Below are 21,187 nucleotides of genomic sequence, written 5' to 3'. Positions count from 1 at the left end.
GGGCTAAAATGCCGAGATAACAGAAAAGAGCAGCGCTGGCCTGGATACATCTGAATAAAACTGAATGGCCATATCCAATTTAAGTTCAGTTCTCTGAATACCAGTAATGACTCCCCCACCGATGGAAAGAGTAGACATGTTACTTTTTTGGTAAGTATCATCTCTTTCACCACGCAATACATCGATAGCGTTGCCAAGGTCTTTAGAACTTAAATTGTAGCCGGCCCTGAGAAACACATCGGATAGAATCATCAACTCCAAACCGGGTCTGAAATTAAGATAATCCCCTCTCCTTTTATCCACATCCAAAGCGAGTCGTAAATTGGTTGTATTCTGCGGCACATAGGAGATTCCAGCACTAATCCCCGTGGGCAGCGGGTAAGAATTGGAGTCGTAGCCCGAGCGCATGAACCCTACGTTTTGAACTGCAAGTCCCAGGATAAGCCGGTTGTTATTTGTTCGGTACTGAATACCACCATCAAGTGCCAAACCGTCTGCAAAATACCGATCGGTTTCGGTTCCAAGCCTGTTATAGATCCACTTAAAAGTGGCACCTGCAGAGAGATCATCGAGCACTTTCATACCCCAGCTTGCAGCTACTGATGCGTAATCACTTCTGGCATGGCCTCCTGTTGCTTCACCCCGCTCATTAAACTCCTCAATCTCTCCACTGGATAACACAATCAGGTTTGCAGCAAAATTGCCATACCGATCAGATGTACCAAGATAGGCTAAAGGACCACCCCATACCCCCATAACTACCGGACGAAAACCAGCCATAATCTGAGATGTTTGAACAAACCCAATAGCACCAGGATTTGAAAGCACTCCATATATATCGTTTGGAACCGCAGTTGCGGCACCACCCATGGCCACAGCCCTTGCATCGTAACCCAAATTAAGAAAAGGGAAAGCGACGGTACCTGCACGAGAGTGCTGGGAGTAAACTAAAGCAGTGCATAGAAGAAGAGCGGATATCGTAATTTTAATTTTTTTCATTCAGGAAACCTGTTGTGCAGAGATAAAGTCGTATCTGATAAAAACATAGTTGCTGCTGTCATCCATAAAGGTAATTTCCCTGGGAAATCCATCGTTAAAAGCACTAAATGTTACAGACCAGTGTTTATTATCAGCAGACGTGTAGTTAAATTCTACGGTTTCAAGTGTTTCGGTACGCCTTAGAACGGTTGCCGTTACATCGGCCGTTTCTGTGTACCATAACAACTTAGCCCTTCTGGATTCATTTACAATGGAATCTGGTCTACTTTTGAGGATAGTGCCGTTTTCGGGCATTTTACCCAAAAGAAAACTGATAAACTCAGAAAGGGTCAAAGAGTGAGCCCAGGTATAATCAAGGGCACCCAGTTTTTCATCCATAAATATATAAAAGTCTTCACCATCCATTGCAACTCTCCCCCCAACAGAGTCACCCTCGACAACGCCAATCTGTGTTCCAAAGGGAGAGTAGAAAATTGCTCTGAAACTATTGTTAGAATCCAAAATAACATCAGCTTTGCCACTGTTTCGCCGCCCCTGATAGGAGATAAAAATATCTCCAGATCCTTTAAACGATTTAAACTCGGGCTGTGGATGGCTTAAGGGGGCTACAATAGATGACGCCGCATCGAGCTGCAGTGCTGGACGCTGTGTGCATCCAAAGAAAATAGCGATAAGTAAGAAAAATGAAAACAGGAAACTCTTGCGGTACAAATTCTTACCAGCCTTTCTACTCCTGAAAGTATCTTAATTCAATAATTCTGTTTCGGATTCGGTCACTTTCATCCGAACCAAGATCAAGACTCTTTTTATAGGCTTCAAGCGCATCGTTATAGTTCCCCAACTCATAAAGCATATCCCCCAAATGGCTGAAAAGAATAGCATCATTATTGAGTCGTTTCAGAGCTTTGTTCTGATAGAAGAGGGCTTTTTGATAGTCACCAAGTTGGTAAAATACCCAGGCATAGGAATCAAGGTACGCACCATTTCGAGGATCAGCTTTAAGCGCGTCCTCAATCAAAATCCTGGCGGAATCGAGATTTATTCCCTGTTCTGCCCACATGTAGCCAAGATAATTGGACGCCAAAGGGTTTGCTGGTTTAATCGTAAGTGCGGTTCTGAACGCATCTGATGCTTCATCATAACGCTTACTTCTTTCTAATGCACTCCCCAGTTCAAACCAGAGATAAAAATCGGTGCTGTCCTTTTCGAGTGCAATTTGTATGACTTCCGCAGCCTTAGCAAACTCTTCCTGGTGAATAAATATGTATCCCTGAAGCCTTCTTGCCATAATCCTTGAAGGGTAGTGCTTAACATATTTTTCCACCATTTCGGTGGCCTTCTCATACTTTCTTCTTCTAAGATAGTGCAACGAAAGCTGCTCTATTGCTCCGGCGTGGGTTGAGTCGACCTTAAGTACCTCATGTTGCAGCGAATAGGCAGTATCTCTCATCCCTTTTGCTAAATAGATTTTCCCCAAATAATGCTTTAAATCGGGATTATTGGGAGAGTAATCGAGCAATTTTAGAAGTAATGACTTAGCCTGATCAAATTCCTGCTCATAGAAATAGAGTATCGCAAGGGGGGTAGAGTATAAATAGCCGCTGGGACTCGATTCAATAAGTCGTTCATAGGCTTTAATGGCAACTTCATAGTCCTCGTTTTGAACATAGGCCTGAGCGCTTCCCTGCAACGCCTCTTCCAATTCAGGATCAAGCTCCAGTGCCGATTCGTAATACTCTATGGCAGAGTCAAATTGTCCCATTCTGGATTTGATTTGCCCGCGCAACGCCAAAAGTACAGCATTTTCCTGGTGGTGTTGGAAAAGCAGCCCGGCAACAGAGTCTGCAATTTCAAACTGTTCCAACTGCATTTTGTAACGAATAAGGCGCAACCCGACCTGAAAAGAGGCTGTATTGTTAAAGTAAAACTCCGACAACAGCTCAAGGGACTTTTCCACTTCTCCCATCGATTCGTAGATCAGACTCAACGTGTAGACTACTTCTTCACTCTTTTGCTCAATTATTTCCAATGCTTGCGCTGCTTTATCCAACTTTTTTAACCCAAAATAGACTGAAGCAAGCTGCCTTAGTTCAGCCTCAGTAAGTTCATGAAGCTCTCTGTTGGTGGTTAAAAGTTCTAATGCGGGTTCCAGATCTGAGGTTTGAAGATAGCTTCTAAGGAGTATATCTCTAAGTGTTTCTGAGGTAGGATCCAACTCAAAAGCCATCTCATAGAATCGTCTGGCCATTAGTTCCCGCCCCTGTCGCTCTTCACTTCTGGCACGAATGAAATAATCCTGCGCCCGCCTGAGCGCTACTACAGAGTCGGAATCCATCTGGGCATTGGGAAGTATTACCGGGAACTGAGGTTTTTTTGTTGCTGCACAACCGGTTAATGATAGTACAATCAGAGGGCACACTAACCAGATCAGCAAAGAAACAGCTCTCTTTGTAACATTTTTTTTTACCACAGGCCAGCCCTTTCTAAATACATAAACCAGATTACGCCTTGTGCAAACTATTTATTTTTTTGTTTCTTCTTACCTTACCGGAAAAATCGATAACGACTAACGAATTACAGAAACTACCAGATTGATTGAACTCTCAAAAGGCACTTGTGTTCCAGGTGATACTGATTGAGAAATAACCGTGCCAGGACTAAGAGAGGGATTATTTTCATGGTTTACCTGCCCCACTGTAAGACCATTTTCCTCGATTCTCTCACGTGCACTTTCAAGGTTCTCACCGATTAGATTTGGCACTTCGGTGTGGGTGGGCCGTGCACCCCTGGAGACCAGGATAGTAACCTCCATAGCGCGGGAGATCTTTGTTCCACCCGGTGGGTCGGTATCGATTACTTTATCTGCATCTCTTGATTCAGAATAGATCCTTCGTACCGACCCCACAGTAAAACCCTCTCTGCGTAACCTTAAACGAGCCTGATTTTCGGTATAATCTATCATTTCTGGTATTGTGGCAATCTCTTTACCACGACTTACAGTTACAGCAATTCTCCTGCCCTGTTTCACTTCTTTACCAGTTTCGGGCAACTGAGTAATAATCGCCCCACTCTCCACCTCATCATTAAACTCCCTGCCGCGCCGCTCAATGCGAAGCCCAACACTCAACAACCTGTCTCTGGCCTCATCAAACTGTAACCCGGTTATATCCGGCACCTGCACAATACCTCTGTTTACGCCAACAATATTTGGCATCACCAGGCGATCTACTATAAATAGTCCTAAAAACAACCCTATACAACCCAAAACGATTGTAAGAGGTACATACAATTTCCAAAACTTACCTGCCGGTATACTAATAGTATAGTTTTTCTTCATGAAGAATCACCAACTTCCTTCTGTCTATAGTGATATATCGTTTTTTTTGCAACTGTGAAAGTATCCTGGAAACAGTCTCTCTGCTCGCGCCTACCATATCAGCCATCTGCTGGTGAGTGGGGCGATTTGAAATCACGGTCGTAGTGCCAACCCGTACCCCCTTCTCCTTTCCCAATTCGATTATCGCTTCTGCAACTCGCCCATACACACTCATTAGCGATAAAGTGTTTATCTGGCGGTTGGATTTGCGCAAACGACGAGATAACTCCTTAAGCATAGAGATAGAAATTTTGGGACAGGCCTCAAGAAGTTGAAGGAAAACACTTCTATATAGAAGCATTACTACACAATCCTGTGCAGCCACAACCGAGGCACTTCTTGGCTCGCCATCCAAAATTGCCATCTCACCGAAAAAATCACCCTTGTTTAAGGTTGCAAGAATCGCCTGTTTCCCCTCAGAGGAATTCACTATTACATGAACCGATCCCGAAGCAATGATAAAAAATGAAAGATTCTCATCATCCTCCTGAAAAAGAATAGAGTTCTGTGCCTCAAATTTTCTGACTATCATTGCGGAACAAACAGTTCTAATCTCGTTGGTATCCAGATTGGAAAACAACGGTACACCAGAGGCCAGTGATTCTATTTCTTCGGCAGTCATCTCTTTAGTAATTATTCCTGTTAAATACTATAAAAATATAGCATAATGAACCTCTTCAGTTCATCCCCTGAGCTCATTTTCCTCTACAAATATAGTAAATCGCCCAAAATATAAACTAACGGCTACCTATAAATAGCAAAAAAAGTAATCATAGCTACTAAAGGGGTAATGTTCAATCAACTCAGTATAACTGTTGCGATACAGGTGGAACGCTCATGACTGATTGAAAGGTGAAACGTTTCTACAGAAAATTCTTTAAGCTTTCTGCTCAACTCCATGTCGATGATCTCAATAACAGGACGTTTGGCCCTGTGATCAGGTACAATCTGAATACTTTTCCAGGTAGAAAAGGGCTGAATTGAGTCTGGTAACGCCTTATAAAAGGCCTCCTTAGTCGCCCACCTTCCCGCATAATGAGTAGCAGGAACGGCCTTTGTTTCACACCACTGAACCTCTTTTTGGGTAAAAATCTTCTCTATAAAAAGCTCCCCATACTTATCAATAAGTCTGGATATTCTCGCTATTTCAACTATATCAACTCCCAAACCTTTAATCATAGTACCCCATGGTTATCATTTGCTCTGTTTAGTTCTTTGGTATATTTTATAAGGAAAAATTTTGCACCTGTAATAAAAGAAAAATCAAAGGCACACTTGCTAAATGCCCGATTTAACAATTCTAATCACCCTTTTAACGATACTACTGCTTCTATACACCCTTTTTATAGCTTTATTCACTATTCTTAACTGGATTTATCACTGCCGCGCGCACAATCCAAACAAATCCACCGCTTCCCTCTCACCGGTTTCTGTCATCATACCTTTTAGAGATGAAGCAGCTAAACTGCCTTCACTGGTTAGCTCTTTAAGCAAACAAAAATATAATGATAAAATAGAATACATCTTCATCGATGACAACTCAACAGATGAAGGTAGCTCAATTTTAAAAAAACTCTGTGCCCGATATAACCTTTCTGCCAGAATTATCCCTTTAACGATCGATCCAACCCTTAAGCTGACCAGTAAACAACAAGCTCTTGATCTCGGTGTATTGGAGTCTCAAACAGACCTAATCGTTTTTACTGACGCAGATATGGTGTTTGATCCACTCTGGGTCTCATCGCTTGTATCTTCCATGGCCCATGAGTGTGATTTTGTATTTGGACATACATCAATAATCGAGAAGAAAAAAAGTACACTATTGACCCGGCTCGAATCCTTTCAGCTTGAAACCCTTTTTTGCTTTGCTCATGCCTTTTCAGCCGCACATATCACCGGCTCATGCATGGGCAACAACATCATCTTCAAAAAAGAAAACTATCTAAGGATTGGAGGGCAAAAATCAATTGGTTACAGCATAATCGAAGACCGGCAACTTCTGTATCACTTCAGAAAAAACGGATACAAAACCAGGGCTCAGGTCCCCTTTAGCCCCAAAGCATTTACATACCCATCCCCATCATTGCGATCCTTCTCAAATCAAGCCAGACGCTGGGCTCGGGGAGGCCTTGGAGGCGGGGGGAGCCTGTTGTTTTTCGCCCTCCTGTTTTTTGCCCAAAATGTTACTTTTCTGGCGATTATTCCAGACACTTTGCCCCTCTCAGTTAAAGTTGTGGCAATGTTAAACTTTCTTTTAACGTGGCTTTTCGTTGCATCAGGTTTTAAAGCTTTTAAAGCTAAAGAAATGGTTGCTTTATTCCCTCTTTATTATATTTTCCTGATAGTAGAAACTATTATCTTTGGCCTACTGCTCGTAAGCGGCTCAAAGATTGAATGGAAAAGCCGAAGAGTGAGCTGAGGGTAAAACTTCGTGAAACCTATCCTTCTTCACTACTATATAACAAACCGATGTAATGCACGATGTACTTTCTGCGATATCTGGCAACAGTTACCTAAGACTGATGCCAAAAGCTCTGAAGTCTTTTTAAATCTTGAACACGCACGCAAAGCCGGGTGTAAATTTGTAGATTTCACTGGTGGAGAGCCACTACTTCACCCCCTTTTACCCGACTTTTTATCCTATGCAAAAAAGCTTGGCTATATAACTTCAGTCACCACCAATTGTACCATTTTTGAGAAAAAAGTCGATAACCTTAGAGGGAAAATCGATCTTCTGCATTTCAGTCTTGATGCTGATAGTGCCGAACAACATAATAAAATCAGAGGATGTGATTCTTTTGACAGTGTCCTTTCCAGTATCGATGTCGCTCTGGATAAGGGGTTGATCCCTGATATACTTTTCACCTATACTCAGGAAAACCTCGAGTTTTTTGAAGGGGTATACCGCTTAGCCAGAGAGAAGAAGGTGATGATTATCCTTGATCCGGTATTTGCAATCGAAAGTGCCGATCAATTAGATTCAAAAATACATCAAAAGGCAGTACAGTTTTCAAAACGAAGAGGTGTATATTTAAACAAAGCACATATAGTGTTGCGCCAAAGGGGAGGCAATCGGATAGAAGCTCCACGCTGTCGTGCGGTATCATCGACTGTAGTACTATTACCCGATAATACCATGGCACTTCCCTGTTATCATCATCGAGAAGAGCTGGTGCCCGTAGACGGCGACCTTTTTAATCGATTAAGTGGGCAAAGGCGCAGACGTGCAAAGGAAAATGAGGGAACATATAGCTTTTGTGAGGGGTGCCATATAAACTGTTATATGGATCCTTCATACCAGTATCGGTTCGATCGCTATTTTAGGGTATCGATTACAAGCAAGTTAAAATATGCATGGGATAAATATTTTCATTTTAAGAGGCCATTGCCATAAAGAACAACATAAATTGATTTATAATTAAGGTATTTTGTTGCCTACAGGTCAGAACTAAATTAAATTATATGAATGATTAAGTTACCGGGTTCCGGAGAAGTTGGCTACTTAATCGAATAAACTGATACCGAGGGGTTGTATGAACCACAAATCTCACTTTCAATACGCATTGTTGATGTGCATCTGCTTTCTGTTTTTTGCACATGCGGACATTGTTATCGTACCGTCTGAAGGTATTACAAGTATTACTGAAGCCATGAGTGTTGCGAAACGAGGTGATACGGTATTAGTGAAGGATGGTATATACCGAGAAGAGGTCCAGGTAAATCCCGGAGTTATTCTTAGAGCAGAAAATCAATTCAAAGCTGTTATAAACGGACGTGGACGAGGAAACGTTGTGACCTTAAGCACTGGTTCCGTTATTATTGGTTTTGAAATTAAAAACGGAACGATCGGTGTTTTTTCAAGTTCATCGCAAGCGGCGATACTAAGAAATCTTATCGTGAATAACCAGCAATCCGGTATTCTCTCAGTGGGTCATCTACCTAAAATAGAAGATAATGTTATTGCCTATAACAGTGGCTCCGGTATCCAGGGATGGGACGTAAGAACAACCAGTGCAGTAATTAGTCATAACACTATTGCATTTAACAAGAATCATGGTATTTCACTGGGTGGAAATTCAGATATTTCTGTAGAGTACAACATTATCGCGCTTAACGACCAATTTGGCATCAGGGCATCTGATGAAACGGTGCGAATAGATCTGATCGGTAACAACTTTTTTAATAACACAAAATTCACCGGTACACTTCCCGGTGATAACGTTTCCCATGATCCGATGTTTGTCGATGCTCAGCGTATGAATTTTAACCTGATGAGTGAATCAAAAAGTATTGGTCTGGGAAAAAACCACCAAAATCTTGGTGCTAGATTGGTAAACTGATATTGAACGTTTATAACCATACACGGGAGTTTAATTTATGAAGATCGGTATTTATACCGCACTATCGTGTGCTGTAGGTTTATTGATGTTTTCACAAACTTACGCAGCAAGCATTACCGTCCCTTCGGCTGAAGCAAGTACTATCTCCGAAGCTATGATCCATGCAAGAAGAGGTGATACTATTTGGGTTGAGAGGGGTGTGTATCGCGAGCATGTTTTGATGGCCCCTGGGGTAGCTTTGATTTCTCGTTCACTGTTCGGTGCTGTTATCGACGGCGGTGGAAAAGGAACTGTAGTTACTATGGGACGCAATAACATAATTTCTGGTTTTGAGATCAAAAATGGCACCATCGGCATTTTCTCTGACGGACCGGGTGTTGAAATCAGAGATTGCAGAATAGTTAATAACTGGCAAACAGGTATTATTACTGTTAGACACTTGCCTGTTATTGAAGACAACATCATCGCCTTTAACCGCGGCTCGGGAATTCAGGGCTGGGATGTGCGAACCACTGCTTCTTCAATAAACCATAACTCAATCGCTTTTAATGGTAATCATGGAATTGCACTGGGTGGAAATTCTGAAGTGATAATTGAAAACAATGTCGTAGCTTATAATGAAAGATTCGGTCTTAAAGTGCTTGATCATGAGGAAAATGTACAGGTTGTGGATAATAATTTTTATCGCAATCTTTACTCACCACATCCCTATCCACCGGGAAATTTCTCTTTTGATCCGGCTTTCATTGCTCCACGAACGAGTATGAACTTTAAGAGTGATCCGACTCTTTGCTGCAAGACAAAAAGCTCTGATAATGAAGATCTTGGTGCGCGCTTAAACTATTAAATTCATAAGGATATATAACCATGATGATTAACCGTAGAACCCCAAGGACCATTCTTGTCCTGACAATCCTCTGCGGGATGGGAATTCTTAATTCAGTTAGATCCGCCGGCCTTCCCGGCGAACATTTGCTTACTGAAAGATGGAGATACCTTTTTGCATCTCGCTCGGCTCTTTCTAATCCTGCTAACATTAATGAAGAGAACTATACATCTGTGCGGTTTCTCTTTTCTAACACATTAAGTGAGTTTAATAAAATTGAACTGGGTGTGACTGTACCACTTGGATTACATCAGGCTGTAGGACTCTCATGGTACAGTCTTGGCGTAAGCCCATATGATGGGACACGGGTCATAGATGGCATAATTGAAGAAACGGGTCAAACAATAAGCGATCAGAATAACTTTTTTGTCCTTACCTATGCCAACAACATCTGGAACCGCCTCACGGTTGGTGCGAATGTAAACTTTATTACTCAAAACGTTCCAAGTCCCGATAGTGACACTCGTACAGGTTTCGGTGCAGATATTGGTCTAACTTACAGAGCGCTACGTAATCCGCTTATCGGTGATCACATGATCGGTGTTTCCACAAACAACCTGATCAACGTTATAAATGATTCTGAAGAGAGCTATGCAAGAGGACTAAGGTTTTCACTCATCTCTAATTACTGGGAAAACAGAATTGAAAGCAGTGTCGATTTCACTTTGAAGGATTTTCTCGCTGATGGGAAAAACTTTGAAGATGGAGTTGTAACCGATTGGGATCTGACTGCTAAACTCGGTTTTTGGGTAATGAGAATGGGTAATGTTTATGGTCTTATTGGCCTCAACGATGAGACCGGGCTCGATTACACCGGTTTTGGGGTTGGTTTTAACATTCCCAGTTTTACAGGAGGACGTGATCTTCAGGCACTTTTTCAGCTGATCAATATGACTGAAGGCGATGCAACTCCGGTTTCGGTATACTTACGAAGTGATATTGGTCGTCACAGAGAAGAAATTTATGCCCGTAAAATGGCTCGTCTGATCAGCCTTGGTCCTAACCAGGCATATAATCAGGCAAGAGAGTTATTCTATGAAGGCAGATACTGGGACGCTAACATTATCTTTATGCAGATAAAACTCGAACATCCCGATTTTGGACCTAATGACTGGGTTAGCAAATATATCGGTAGATGTTTGGAAGAGCTGGATTTGCAGGAAGCAGCCGAAGAAGCGCTTACCCAGGCAAAAGCGGATTTTTCAAGAAGCGTAACCGTTCCATATGTAGACCTCAGTCTTATGAGAGTATACTACCGCCAGCAGGATTGGGGCAAAGTCCAACAGCAGTTTAATGAGCTCAATAAACTTGGTGTACCAGATTCCTTAAAATACCATGCTCACTACATTATGGGCCAGGCTGCTATACAAGAATCAGATTATCGTCGTGCAAGGCAGCTTTTTACACAAATCCCTGAAGGACACCCTGATTATGTTTTCGCCTATCATTCTGCCGCAGTAGTGAATATGCTTAATGATAATATTCAGGGAGCGATCAGTGATCTTGAGCACTGTATTCAAATTGAGCCAAGAAATAAAGCAGAGGAGGAGATCATTAACCGCTCCTATGTTTTTCTTGGATATCTCTTCTATGAAGACCTCAGTGTTGAAGGTGCCCTTGCAAGAGCGGTAACCGCTTTAAGGGAAGTACCAAGCAACAGCTACTATTATGAAGACGCCCTTATGGGGCTTGGTTGGACCGCTCTAAAGGCTCGTCAGTGGGCTGATTTAAGAGAAGCTGGTTCTAAACTTGTTGATGTGGCTACTAACAATGTGCTCAAAGCTGAAGGTAAACTCCTGCAGTCTTATTCATTCATGATGCAGGGTCAAGATGGTAATGCTGCTTCTCTTCTTGAGGACGCATCTAACTACCTTGAAACTCATCAAAAACCCTCTGAGGATGCATTGTCCCAGCGTAGATCTAACTATCAAAGGACAAGATCGAGCTACGAACAGCTTGGAAACAGGGTTCTCGAACTGGGTGAAGCACGTCAGTCTGCAGTTGTACTGGGACAGCTCGACAGCCTTCATAATCATCAGCAAAACTTCAGTAACGAAATCGATGAATTCCACACGTTTGTGGATGAGTTCCAGCGTAACACCTTCTTCTCAAGATCCTTTGAAGAGGTTGAAGACGATGTTAACTATGCATGGGCTCGTGCGCAAAGAGCAGCTACTACACATACCGATGATAGAAGCAGAGAAGAAGCAGAAGAGCTGGACAGAGAACTTGAAGAGCTGAGAAGACAGCTTGAAGAGATGGATGATGAGTAAATACCTCCTCTGTTGATCAGCACATAAGCAGTTGTTCCAATTGGAGCAACTGCTTTTTTTTTACAATGAAACACTACCAGGAGTTATTAATTGAAAAAAGCCACTCTCTTGATTTTATTTTTAATCACTCTGGCTTACCCCTTTTTTAGCCCCCGCTATTATCAGATAACTGGTATTTTAGTAACTCAGAGAAGGCCTGAAGGTGACCGGAGCAGAGGGTTTAACCTTCAAAGCCTCTACTTTAGAATCGATAATCACTCAATTAAAGTTTATGGAAGACAAACTGGCAAAACTATAGAAGAAGAGTTTGAGGTAAGCCGAACTGTTAATGATACCCTGTATATCAGACCAGATCATAGAATGGTTCAAAATGAGTACATAAAGCTACATTTCAGTGGAGATACAATTTATAGCAATAATAACTTTTTAACTAAGGATGGCCCTTCAGGCAATATCGAAGTCATAATGAGCGTCAGAGAACTTGATGCAAGAAAAGACAGGGCAATTATTGAGCTGTTTTAATACCTCTTGGCGCCAAAGGTGCACAAGGTGAAATCTAAAACAACTCAACCTTATCTTTCCATCCTTCACTAACATAGATATCACCGTTTGCATCAACGACCAAACACTCAATATCAGAATTGGCTTCAACATAGGCTTTTATTTCTGCCTTATCCATACAGAAAAGCCCGGTACTTAAGATATCAGCATCAATGGCCCGTTGAGTCCAGACAGTTACGCTTCTGTTTTTATTACAGCTATAACCGGTTTTAGGATCAAAGATGTGATGATATTTGATACCATCGACAACTCTGTATCGTTCATAATCTCCACTTGTAACTATGGCACCACTATCAATGGCAACTCTGCCGATCATTGCAGAACGATCAATTGGATGTTGTATTCCGATTACCCACGGTGTGCCATCTTTTTTTCTTCCTGATACGGCAATATCACCTCCTGCAACAATAAGGTAGTCGTTCACCCCTTCTTTTTCCAATAATTTTTGAAGTTCTTCAACAACAAAGCCCTTAGCTACCCCCCCTACATCAATTTTTAACTCAGAGGACGCGAAATAAACAGAATCCATAGATTTTGAAAGGGAAACCCCCTTGTAATTAACCTTTTCAAGGGTTTCTTGAACAAGAGCCGAATCAGGTATAGAGCGCGCTGATGCAAAACTGTTTTCTCCCAAACCCCACAATTCTTTAATCGGTAAGATCGTTATATCGAAAGCGCCCTGAAGCTCCTGGCCATACTTAAGAGAAGCACTTATCATCTCTGCAAGTTCCTCACCTACGGCGACACTATCACTCTCTCTTTGATTTATTACCCTGACCTCTGAATCGCTGTGGGTGACAGAAAATCTTCTCTCACTTACTGCAAGATACGTATCGATATCTTCCCATAATTTTTGAACATCAAAGCTCCTTGGAACAGAGATAGTTATTTCAGTAACTGTATCCATACGATAGAAAATATGGCTTTTCTGCACCAATTTATCTCCCCCACAAGAAATCATAACAGAGAAAATTACTGCACAAGCTAACGCAGAGGAAGCATTCAATATAGTTGTACTTTTTTTCATTTTTAAGCCTGTTCTTTGTTTTGTTGCCTGTTATGCCACTGAACGACTTCTTTATAAGGCAATGTGCCGCCAAATATATCAAGAGCACTGCCAATTGTTGCATCAACTCGTGATTTCCCCAGCTCTTTTGTGATCTCGAGGTCTTGAATTGATCGTATTCCACCTGCATAGGTAACATTCAGTGGTGATATTTCTCCAAGCAGTGCAATCAGCTCCTGATCCACCCCTCCTTTGAGCCCCTCAATATCTGCTGCATGAATAAGGAACTCATCACAATAGGAGCCAAGTTTTTCAAGCAGCTGAGCATTTATGGTCTGAGACGTGAGGACCTGCCATCGATCGGTCACTATAACGTAGGAATCACCCTTTTTTCTGCAACTTAGATCAAGAACGATTCTCTTTTTACCCAAAGCCCGTACCAGCTCCTCAAGCCGTTCCCATTGAATATGTCCCCCAAAAAACACATAGGAGGTAACGATTACGTGTGATGCTCCAATATCTAAGTAACGCATTGCATTCTCAGCATTAATACCACCACCAACCTGAAATCCTTCAGGAAAAGCAGCAATCGCTTCACTTGCAGCGTGTTCGTTTCCAGGGCCAAGCATTATTACGTGTCCGCCATACAATTTATCGTCACAATACATCGAAGCAAAATGCGCAGGTGATCGTGGTGATTCAAAATTAGTTATAAGTTTCTCAGAATCGGCATCCGAAAGCGATCCCCCCACTATTTGTTTCACTTTTCCCTGATGAAGATCAATACATGGTCTGAAGCGCATTATCTTATATCCTTCCTGGTACAGAGAACAATTTTCAGTCTAAGCATATAAAAATACTATATTTGTACCCGTTTATTACAATCGGTCCCAAAGATAGTTGTATTCAAATTTGCTAAATAGTGTAATATTTGTATATTTTTATCATACACAGTCCAAACCACGTTGACGTTAACTGGTATGGTTATTTCTATTAAATATTTTCAGAACCGAAACAAAACGTACGATATACATTTAAAAACGAAGTATGCCCTATGATTAAAAAGAGAAGATATAGGTTACAAAGAAAGAAAAAAGTTGGTAATATACTCAAAGTTTTTACCTTGTTTATTCCTGTTATTCTTGCAATAACAGTAATCAGATTAAATTCTTCACCATCACTTGCAAGCAATACAGCAGATCAAGAGCTTTCAGAAATTACTGAATACCTTGATTCCCTAAACAGGGAGATCGATTTAGTGAAAAAGGATTTAGCGTATCTGCGCTATGTCAGAAGGGGTGAAATTGGTCCCGGACAGGGCATGTTTCAAGTTTTGGATGATATGGGTATTTCCACAGTTATGAGCCTCGCAATTGTTAACACACTTACAGACACAGTTGAAATTGTAAATCACAGAGTGGCAGAAAAATTTGAAGCACTTATGGATTCTACAGAACCCGAACGAGTGGTATCTTTTTCCTACAAGCCCAACCCCTCTGTTGAGCATCGATTAAAAGATGATGGATCTGGCGAGTTTGTGTATCAGCGCATCGACCACCCTACAACCATTGAACATAGAATCTATGAGGGTGTTTTGGAACAGGGAGCATCACTTGACCAAACACTTCGAGCTATGGAAATCCCCGGATCAATGGTTGGTGTTGTCAATGGAATTTTACAGTGCAAAATATCTTTCAGAACCGATGCGCGCGCCGGAGATCGATTTAAGGTGCTGCTTAGAGAGCGTTTTTTTCAGGATTCAATACGAATTGAAAGCCATGTACTTTATGCGCACTACAATGGTGTCAGAGCAGGAACTCATGAAGCGTACCGATATGAAGACTTCGATCCAAAATCTTCCTATACTGCCCACTATACCAGAGAAGGTGAGGCACTTATTTATTCTGGTCTCAGATACCCTCTTGATCGGTTGCATATTACATCTCCTTACGGTATGAGACGCCATCCAATTACTGGTGTACGAAGTATGCATTGGGGGGTAGATTACCGAGCAGCTACCGGAACACCGGTTTACGCAGTTGCAGAAGGTGTTGTGGTTAAATCAGCCTACAACCGAACCAATGGAAATTACATTGCTGTAAGACACAGTGACAATTACACCTCCTATTACCTGCACCTCCACAGGCGCTCAGTAAGAAGAGGGCAGAGAGTTCAAAGTCGACAGGTTATCGGAACCGTTGGAAGCACAGGACTTTCAACAGGACCACATTTACATTTTGGATTTAAGAGACCTAACGGCTCCTGGATGGACCCTCTTAAAAAACGTATGATTGCAACTCCAAAGCTTGAGGGTGAACGCTTAGTGAGACTTAATGATCAGATCGCTGAGATAGATACTTTTCTGGATAGCCTAAGCACAGAACAACCTTCTATTTTAGCCCAAAAAAAGGAAAACTGACCCCAAAAAGTGCGACTCTTTTGTCGCCCACCAGCCCAAACTCGTTGCCTTAAAGCTGTGCGTTAGTTATTATATACTATAACCAATTCACAGCTAACCGGGAAATCACAAGATCTATTCTTGACATTTTCTATAAAATGGAGGTCAGTATATGAATGTTATTCCCAAGATCGGCACGGTTTGCGAATCTCAGAGACATTATCATCGTTCTATGCTATTTCTTCTCACTGTGCTGACCTTTCTGATGACTTTACCTCGCACCGCTTCTTCAGACATAAAAAGCGATATGGAGGAGCATTTTTCATCTCTGGAAGTAATTCTTAACAGTATTGCCGAAATGCCGCAAACCCGTGCAACTAACCTAAGAAATGTTGATCAGCACTTTATCTCATTGCTACGGGAACACCCCTCAATTAACTCCATTCTGCGTACCAATTCAAATGGTGTTCTTATTAACCAGGTTATACGCGGCCGTTCTCCAATACGTGCCACTCGCAATGTCTCGGGACAAAGATGGTACAGAACTGTAAGTAACTCCGATGAAACCTATTTTGGCTACACCAGAGAACGAGGCAGATACTTTCTTTTCTGGGCAAAACAGCTTTTTAATCCAGCAGGGCGATATGTCGGAACAGTGGTTGTCAAGTATGATCTGGAGGAATCACTGCGGGATTTTGCATCAGAAACCGATGACCCCTTTGTCGTAAGCATTTCTGATGATGTAATTTTTTCACACAATTGGGATGCTAATGAAAACATCTCAGAGCAAAAACTAAATGTCCCCGGAATCGACGATCTGGTTCTCAAGGCTACTCATAAAACAGATGTAGCACAAGAGGAGCAAGTGTCGGCTAACGATTTAGCAGCGGCTGTAGATGAAGAGGAAGCTACAACAGAGGAAACGGCTGTTGCTGAAGAAAACGAAGAAGGAAGATCTATTTTACCCATCTTTCTTTTTATATTCGCTGGAATTGGTCTGGTTGGTACTGTCGTAGGAGTTAAAATAAACATAGCCAAGAAAAACGAACGGCTTTTAAAAGAACTCGAATCTGACTAACCTTTAGTTTTTTTTTACCCTTGTTCCAAATTCACAGGAACAAGGGTCACTCCCCTGCTTAGTTTTTACCCGCTAAGCCATGTTTAGCAAAATGCTATCATCAGACCAGCACTCAAAACCTCTGTACAAAACTCCCTTTTTTGGTTATGAATAGAGCTTCATTAAATGATAGTACCCAAATGCCCTCTTCTATCAGAACAAGACTGTGAAACGAGCTAAATAATGATGCTATCCAACTACATCCATTATAAGGATGGTAAAATTTTGGATTGATAACTCTGACTTACCTGCCGTGACCATAGAAGATTAAGAAGATGTTAGCTAATCTATAAAAGAGTTGCCAGGAGCAGGCCATACCATGGCACCTTTATGGTCTCTGTAGTTTTCAAGAAGAGAAAGTCCCTTTACCTTAGATTCCAGCGTTTTATGTCAGAGCTAACAACTCGTTTAGACTTGTGTTGAACATATCTTCGCTGCTTGTAAGAATAGTTGCATGCCCTACTTTTCTACCAGGCCTGCTTTTTTTCTGATAGTTATGGAGATGAGCACCAGGAATTTTCAATACCTTCTCTAAATCGGCAGTGTGGCCTACAAAATTTACCATAGCACAGTGCCCCCTTGCAGATGCATCACCCAGAGGCAACCCCAGTACAGCCCTGAGATGGTTTTCAAACTGGCTTGTTTGGGCACCTTCAATGGTCCAGTGGCCCGAGTTATGTACCCTTGGCGCAATCTCGTTAGCAAGTAGTTTTCCTCCGGCATCAAACAGCTCAAGCGCCAATACTCCCACATAGTTTAATTTATCGAGCAAACTTTTACAGTACTCCTGAGCCACACTTTGCATCGGATCATCAGTTTTGCATACTGAGAGATGTAAGATACCCTTTTTATGGGTATTTTCACTCACCGGATAAAAGACCGTTTCACCATTGCGGGATCGAGCAGCGATGACAGATATTTCTCTTGTGAAAGGGACAAATGCCTCCAGAATACAGGGGACAGAACCTAGCCGTTCAAATGAATTTTCAATATCCTCAGTGCTATTTAGTACGACCTGTCCTTTACCATCATACCCCAGAGTCCGGGATTTTAATACAGCTGGAAATCCTATGGATTTTAATGCTCCCGGGAGATCGTCTGCAGTATTTATGGCGACAAAATCGGGCGTTTGGATACCCAACTCACGAAAAAGGCTCTTTTCGATAAGCCTGTCACGGGACACAGCCAAAGCATCTGATGAAGGATACACCGGCACTTCCCCCTTAAGAAAACTAACACTTTCAGCAGGGATGTTTTCAAATTCGTAGGTAACTATATCCACTAATTCAGAAAACTGCTTTAACCCACAACGATCATCATAGGCACTAACCACATGATTAGCCACCGCTTTTGCACAGGCATCCTTTGCAGGATCAAGAACGGTAAAATTGGCCCCTAAAGGATGTCCGGCCAGGGCAAGCATACGGGCAAGTTGCCCACCACCGAGAATTCCAATGTTCATTATTTAGCCCTTGGGTCAGGTTTGGACAGTACAGTGTCGGTCTGTTTTTTTCTGTATTCATTCAATGCATTGCGAAACTCGGTATGTTTATTGCCCAAAATCGAGACGGCGAGAAGAGCAGCATTAATTGCCCCTGAACGGCCTATGGCCATTGTTCCAACCGGTACCCCCGCTGGCATCTGAACAATGGAAAGAAGTGAATCCATACCGTTTAGAGCTTTGGATTGCACCGGCACCCCAAGTACTGGCACTGGGGTTTTTGATGCAGTCATTCCAGGCAAATGAGCAGCACCACCAGCACCCGCAATTATAACTTCTATACCACGAGCCTCTGCACTCTCTGCATATTCAAATAGTTTGTCGGGGGTACGGTGAGCAGAAACAACCTCAACTTCAAAAGGTACTTTCATCTCCTCCATGATTTGGGCAGCATGGCTCATAGTCTCCCAGTCAGAGACAGAACCCATAATTATACCTACCAATGGCTGCATCATTTTACTCCTTTTTCCTCGATTTGAAACCCTGCTGTAAATAAGTAGTAAAACCGATCATACCGATGAATAATTTGCCTGTAGTAACAGCTACATTTCTGAAGTGACAGCTTCAAGTGGTTCATCAGCAGTTTGACCCGTCCCTTTTTTGGAAAAACCAATATAAATAAGTGCAAGTGCAAAAAACACAATTCCGGCACTTGAAATTAATGCATATGAATAGGAGCCGGAAAGATCAGCCATCCATCCACCCACTGCGGGACCTATCAGGGCTGCAAAACCATATGCCATAAAACATATCGGATAGAGACGCGGAAGGAGGTCGACCCCAAACTTCTCTACCACAGATGAAGCGTACACCACAAAGCTGGCACCAAAACCAAACCCAACCAGTGCAGATGTAAGAAATGCCCCTGTAGGCCCCCTCACCCATAAAATAGGCAGAACCGATACCCCAAGATAGAGAAGTGAGATAACAACCGTATTACGTGATTTTAAATGATCGTGTATTTGTCCCCAAACAAGTCTTCCAATAGTATTTCCAATAGCAAAAAGCGAAATGGTGAGGGTAGCATGAGCATCACTAAGCCCTAAACTAAGCTTCATCGGTTTAAGATTTCCCGAGATTAGTAACCCTGCAAAAGTACTTGCAAACATCGCAAAGATGATAAGCAGAAACTGCGAAGAGAACAGATAGGCTCGTATGCTAACCTTTGACTGAACACCCTGGCCGGAATTTTTCTGCTTAGATGGCTCACTCATAAACATTGCCGATACAAATGCCAGTCCCCCGAGAATCAGTCCAATTATACGAAACACCAATAGTACATCCATTGTAAGAAGAAGTCTCTCAGCAATTGAGGAGAGAAGTATCGCTCCTACTCCAAATCCTGCTACCGAAATACCGGTCACAAGACCCTTATTCTCAGGAAACCATTTCATGCCCACCGTAAGCGGGCACACATAGGCAAAACCGATACCTGTACCTACTACTATTCCAAGACTGGCAATCAAAAACAGATAATTTCCTCCGGAAAAAGAGGACAGTACATAACCTGCAGCAAAAAGTAGTGCTCCGATTCCTGCCGTTATACGTGGACCAACCTTAACAAGAAGACTTCCTGCAGGCAGGGTTGCGACCGTAAAAGTTGCAACCATAACACCAAAAATCAGCCCGCATTGTGCATTGGTCAGATTATAGGTGTTTACAAAATGAGGTACAAATGTGCTCCAGGCATAAATCCCTCCCAGAGCAGTTTGACACATCACTCCTGCTATAAGCACAAACCATCTTTTCATGTTTTGTTAACCTTCCTTTTAATTTGACTCAACTTCGGGCTCAGTTATATCGGTATGTTCTGAAGAAGATTTAAGTAACTCTATCACCTCATTTATACTCTTGTGTTGCTCTAATGGGTGTCGGAGCTTAAGCGTTCCGTTTATTCTGTAACTATTACATCTTCCCTCACGTTTTCGCTCAATATATCCGGCATCAACCAAATCTGAAATTATAAGTTGAACAGATCGCTCCGTTATCCCCACCTCTAAAGCAATCTCACGCACCCGAACCGTGTTTTTACGCGCAAGGCACAGTAAAACATGGGTATGGTTAGTTAGAAAAGTCCAACTGTTTTTATTTTTTTTAAATTCATGCATACAATAACAACGTGTGGATTAGAAGTAGAAGTATTGTTTACTATTTAGTTTGAGTTTATTGAAAATTGATAACACAACTAAATTTCACGTAAAAATATACACGAATTTTTTTTCTTAAACAAGAAAAAACACTCAGCATTCAGTTTGAATAACTGTAACTTTTCGGGAAGATATCAGCTAAACTTACTTTTTTTTTAATCTTTCTTGATTTTGCAGTATATTATATGTAAGACTATAAATATTAATAAATCGTAAGTTGTTACAAACAATGTACTTTCGGCTCCAACATTTAGTTATTTTTCTCAGAGTAGGTATCTTTCCAAAATATGGGTTAAGTAATTTTCTTTACTCCAATTAAAAGAAACACGCTGTATCGTTCATAAGATTTTACTGGGATTTTGTTTGCTGATAGATCATTTTAACATTTAAAAATTGGAGTACAATGTGAATGAGAAAAAAAAGACGATCGTTACTTTTTTCATTTTACTAACTTCGTTTGTTATGTCGGTTTTTTGGTTTGGAATCGACAATACAGTTTCAAATATTTGTGTATGGAAGATCAGCCTTCCTTTGGCTATTGTCGCTGTTATTTTCTTTACTTTATTTCTACACTTTAAGAGTG

General features: G+C 41.7%; 20 protein-coding genes. 8 read left to right on the top strand and 12 right to left on the bottom strand.

Annotated elements, in window-relative coordinates; genetic code table 11:
* Positions 1–3 precede the first annotated feature (3 nt).
* The 6 genes from QA601_15200 to acpS form a co-directional block, all read right to left on the bottom strand.
* On the bottom strand, positions 4–999 hold the full coding sequence (locus QA601_15200; protein ID MDG5816442.1) for a PorV/PorQ family protein: 996 nt from the start codon (positions 997–999) through the stop codon (positions 4–6).
* On the bottom strand, positions 1,000–1,710 hold the full coding sequence (locus tag QA601_15195; GenBank protein ID MDG5816441.1) for a hypothetical protein: 711 nt from the start codon (positions 1,708–1,710) through the stop codon (positions 1,000–1,002).
* Positions 1,711–1,726: 16 nt separating this feature from the next.
* Positions 1,727–3,469 carry a tetratricopeptide repeat protein gene (locus QA601_15190; protein MDG5816440.1) on the bottom strand — a complete coding sequence of 581 codons (1,743 nt, stop codon included), beginning with the start codon at positions 3,467–3,469 and terminating at the stop codon, positions 1,727–1,729.
* Positions 3,470–3,565: 96 nt separating this feature from the next.
* Complete coding sequence (locus tag QA601_15185; protein ID MDG5816439.1) at positions 3,566–4,336, bottom strand: PASTA domain-containing protein; 771 nt, start codon at positions 4,334–4,336, stop codon at positions 3,566–3,568.
* On the bottom strand, positions 4,314–4,997 hold the full coding sequence (locus QA601_15180) for a Crp/Fnr family transcriptional regulator (protein MDG5816438.1): 684 nt from the start codon (positions 4,995–4,997) through the stop codon (positions 4,314–4,316). The genes QA601_15185 and QA601_15180 overlap by 23 nt, the downstream gene beginning before the upstream one ends.
* A 176-nt stretch (positions 4,998–5,173) precedes the next feature.
* Positions 5,174–5,554: a holo-ACP synthase gene (gene acpS / locus QA601_15175; protein MDG5816437.1), complete on the bottom strand. Its 381-nt coding sequence runs from the start codon at positions 5,552–5,554 to the stop codon at positions 5,174–5,176.
* Between the two features lie 103 nt (positions 5,555–5,657).
* On the opposite strand from acpS, the gene QA601_15170 reads away from it, so the two are divergent.
* The 6 genes from QA601_15170 (at position 5,658) to QA601_15145 (ending at position 12,396) form a co-directional block, all read left to right on the top strand.
* The gene (locus tag QA601_15170) at positions 5,658–6,794 is read left to right on the top strand and encodes a glycosyltransferase (GenBank protein MDG5816436.1); all 1,137 of its coding nucleotides are present in this window, start codon (positions 5,658–5,660) and stop codon (positions 6,792–6,794) included.
* A 12-nt stretch (positions 6,795–6,806) separates the two neighbouring features.
* A complete protein-coding gene (locus tag QA601_15165) occupies positions 6,807–7,769 on the top strand; it encodes a radical SAM protein (GenBank protein ID MDG5816435.1) in 963 nt (320 codons plus the stop codon).
* A gap of 139 nt (positions 7,770–7,908) precedes the next feature.
* Positions 7,909–8,715 (top strand): right-handed parallel beta-helix repeat-containing protein, encoded by an 807-nt coding sequence (locus QA601_15160; protein MDG5816434.1) that lies wholly within the window; start codon positions 7,909–7,911, stop codon positions 8,713–8,715.
* A 37-nt stretch (positions 8,716–8,752) separates the two neighbouring features.
* Positions 8,753–9,562: a right-handed parallel beta-helix repeat-containing protein gene (locus QA601_15155; GenBank protein MDG5816433.1), complete on the top strand. Its 810-nt coding sequence runs from the start codon at positions 8,753–8,755 to the stop codon at positions 9,560–9,562.
* Positions 9,563–9,582: 20 nt separating this feature from the next.
* On the top strand, positions 9,583–11,874 hold the full coding sequence (locus QA601_15150) for a hypothetical protein (protein MDG5816432.1): 2,292 nt from the start codon (positions 9,583–9,585) through the stop codon (positions 11,872–11,874).
* Between the two features lie 90 nt (positions 11,875–11,964).
* Entirely contained in the window at positions 11,965–12,396 is a 432-nt protein-coding gene (locus QA601_15145; protein MDG5816431.1) for a hypothetical protein, read from the top strand.
* A gap of 34 nt (positions 12,397–12,430) precedes the next feature.
* Here QA601_15145 and QA601_15140 read toward each other — a convergent pair whose 3' ends face one another.
* Complete coding sequence (locus QA601_15140; GenBank protein ID MDG5816430.1) at positions 12,431–13,462, bottom strand: FAD:protein FMN transferase; 1,032 nt, start codon at positions 13,460–13,462, stop codon at positions 12,431–12,433.
* 2 nt (positions 13,463–13,464) lie between these two features.
* Positions 13,465–14,244 (bottom strand): phosphoribosylformimino-5-aminoimidazole carboxamide ribotide isomerase, encoded by a 780-nt coding sequence (gene hisA / locus QA601_15135; protein MDG5816429.1) that lies wholly within the window; start codon positions 14,242–14,244, stop codon positions 13,465–13,467.
* 251 nt (positions 14,245–14,495) lie between these two features.
* Between hisA and QA601_15130 the strand changes: the two genes are divergently transcribed.
* On the top strand, positions 14,496–15,860 hold the full coding sequence (locus QA601_15130) for a M23 family metallopeptidase (protein MDG5816428.1): 1,365 nt from the start codon (positions 14,496–14,498) through the stop codon (positions 15,858–15,860).
* Positions 15,861–16,011: 151 nt separating this feature from the next.
* Complete coding sequence (locus QA601_15125) at positions 16,012–16,917, top strand: cache domain-containing protein (protein MDG5816427.1); 906 nt, start codon at positions 16,012–16,014, stop codon at positions 16,915–16,917.
* Between the two features lie 424 nt (positions 16,918–17,341).
* Here QA601_15125 and QA601_15120 read toward each other — a convergent pair whose 3' ends face one another.
* From QA601_15120 to QA601_15105, 4 genes are all read right to left on the bottom strand, one after another.
* Positions 17,342–18,418: a 5-(carboxyamino)imidazole ribonucleotide synthase gene (locus QA601_15120; protein ID MDG5816426.1), complete on the bottom strand. Its 1,077-nt coding sequence runs from the start codon at positions 18,416–18,418 to the stop codon at positions 17,342–17,344.
* On the bottom strand, positions 18,418–18,912 hold the full coding sequence (gene purE / locus QA601_15115; GenBank protein ID MDG5816425.1) for a 5-(carboxyamino)imidazole ribonucleotide mutase: 495 nt from the start codon (positions 18,910–18,912) through the stop codon (positions 18,418–18,420). Before purE ends, QA601_15120 begins: the two co-directional genes overlap by 1 nt.
* Positions 18,913–18,999: 87 nt before the next feature.
* Complete coding sequence (locus QA601_15110; GenBank protein ID MDG5816424.1) at positions 19,000–20,208, bottom strand: MFS transporter; 1,209 nt, start codon at positions 20,206–20,208, stop codon at positions 19,000–19,002.
* An 18-nt stretch (positions 20,209–20,226) separates the two neighbouring features.
* Positions 20,227–20,565, bottom strand: a complete 339-nt coding sequence (locus tag QA601_15105; protein ID MDG5816423.1) for a winged helix-turn-helix domain-containing protein — start codon at positions 20,563–20,565, stop codon at positions 20,227–20,229.
* Between the last annotated feature and the right edge of the window lie 622 nt (positions 20,566–21,187).

The organism is Chitinispirillales bacterium ANBcel5, from assembly GCA_029688955.1.
In the GTDB taxonomy this organism is placed as follows: domain Bacteria; phylum Fibrobacterota; class Chitinivibrionia; order Chitinivibrionales; family Chitinispirillaceae; genus Cellulosispirillum; species Cellulosispirillum alkaliphilum.
This window is presented reverse-complemented; position numbering and strand designations above follow the sequence as displayed.

Coding starts and splice junctions, on each gene's coding strand:
- QA601_15180 (MDG5816438.1), bottom strand. CDS start 4,997: ATGACTGCCGAAGAAATAGAATCACTGGCCTCTGGTGTACCGTTGTTT.
- QA601_15120 (MDG5816426.1), bottom strand. CDS start 18,418: ATGAACATTGGAATTCTCGGTGGTGGGCAACTTGCCCGTATGCTTGCC.
- QA601_15170 (MDG5816436.1), top strand. CDS start 5,658: ATGCCCGATTTAACAATTCTAATCACCCTTTTAACGATACTACTGCTT.
- QA601_15150 (MDG5816432.1), top strand. CDS start 9,583: ATGATGATTAACCGTAGAACCCCAAGGACCATTCTTGTCCTGACAATC.
- hisA (MDG5816429.1), bottom strand. CDS start 14,244: ATGCGCTTCAGACCATGTATTGATCTTCATCAGGGAAAAGTGAAACAA.
- QA601_15125 (MDG5816427.1), top strand. CDS start 16,012: ATGAATGTTATTCCCAAGATCGGCACGGTTTGCGAATCTCAGAGACAT.
- QA601_15105 (MDG5816423.1), bottom strand. CDS start 20,565: ATGCATGAATTTAAAAAAAATAAAAACAGTTGGACTTTTCTAACTAAC.
- acpS (MDG5816437.1), bottom strand. CDS start 5,554: ATGATTAAAGGTTTGGGAGTTGATATAGTTGAAATAGCGAGAATATCC.
- purE (MDG5816425.1), bottom strand. CDS start 18,912: ATGATGCAGCCATTGGTAGGTATAATTATGGGTTCTGTCTCTGACTGG.
- QA601_15200 (MDG5816442.1), bottom strand. CDS start 999: ATGAAAAAAATTAAAATTACGATATCCGCTCTTCTTCTATGCACTGCT.
- QA601_15130 (MDG5816428.1), top strand. CDS start 14,496: ATGATTAAAAAGAGAAGATATAGGTTACAAAGAAAGAAAAAAGTTGGT.
- QA601_15140 (MDG5816430.1), bottom strand. CDS start 13,462: ATGAAAAAAAGTACAACTATATTGAATGCTTCCTCTGCGTTAGCTTGT.
- QA601_15185 (MDG5816439.1), bottom strand. CDS start 4,336: ATGAAGAAAAACTATACTATTAGTATACCGGCAGGTAAGTTTTGGAAA.
- QA601_15110 (MDG5816424.1), bottom strand. CDS start 20,208: ATGAAAAGATGGTTTGTGCTTATAGCAGGAGTGATGTGTCAAACTGCT.
- QA601_15155 (MDG5816433.1), top strand. CDS start 8,753: ATGAAGATCGGTATTTATACCGCACTATCGTGTGCTGTAGGTTTATTG.
- QA601_15160 (MDG5816434.1), top strand. CDS start 7,909: ATGAACCACAAATCTCACTTTCAATACGCATTGTTGATGTGCATCTGC.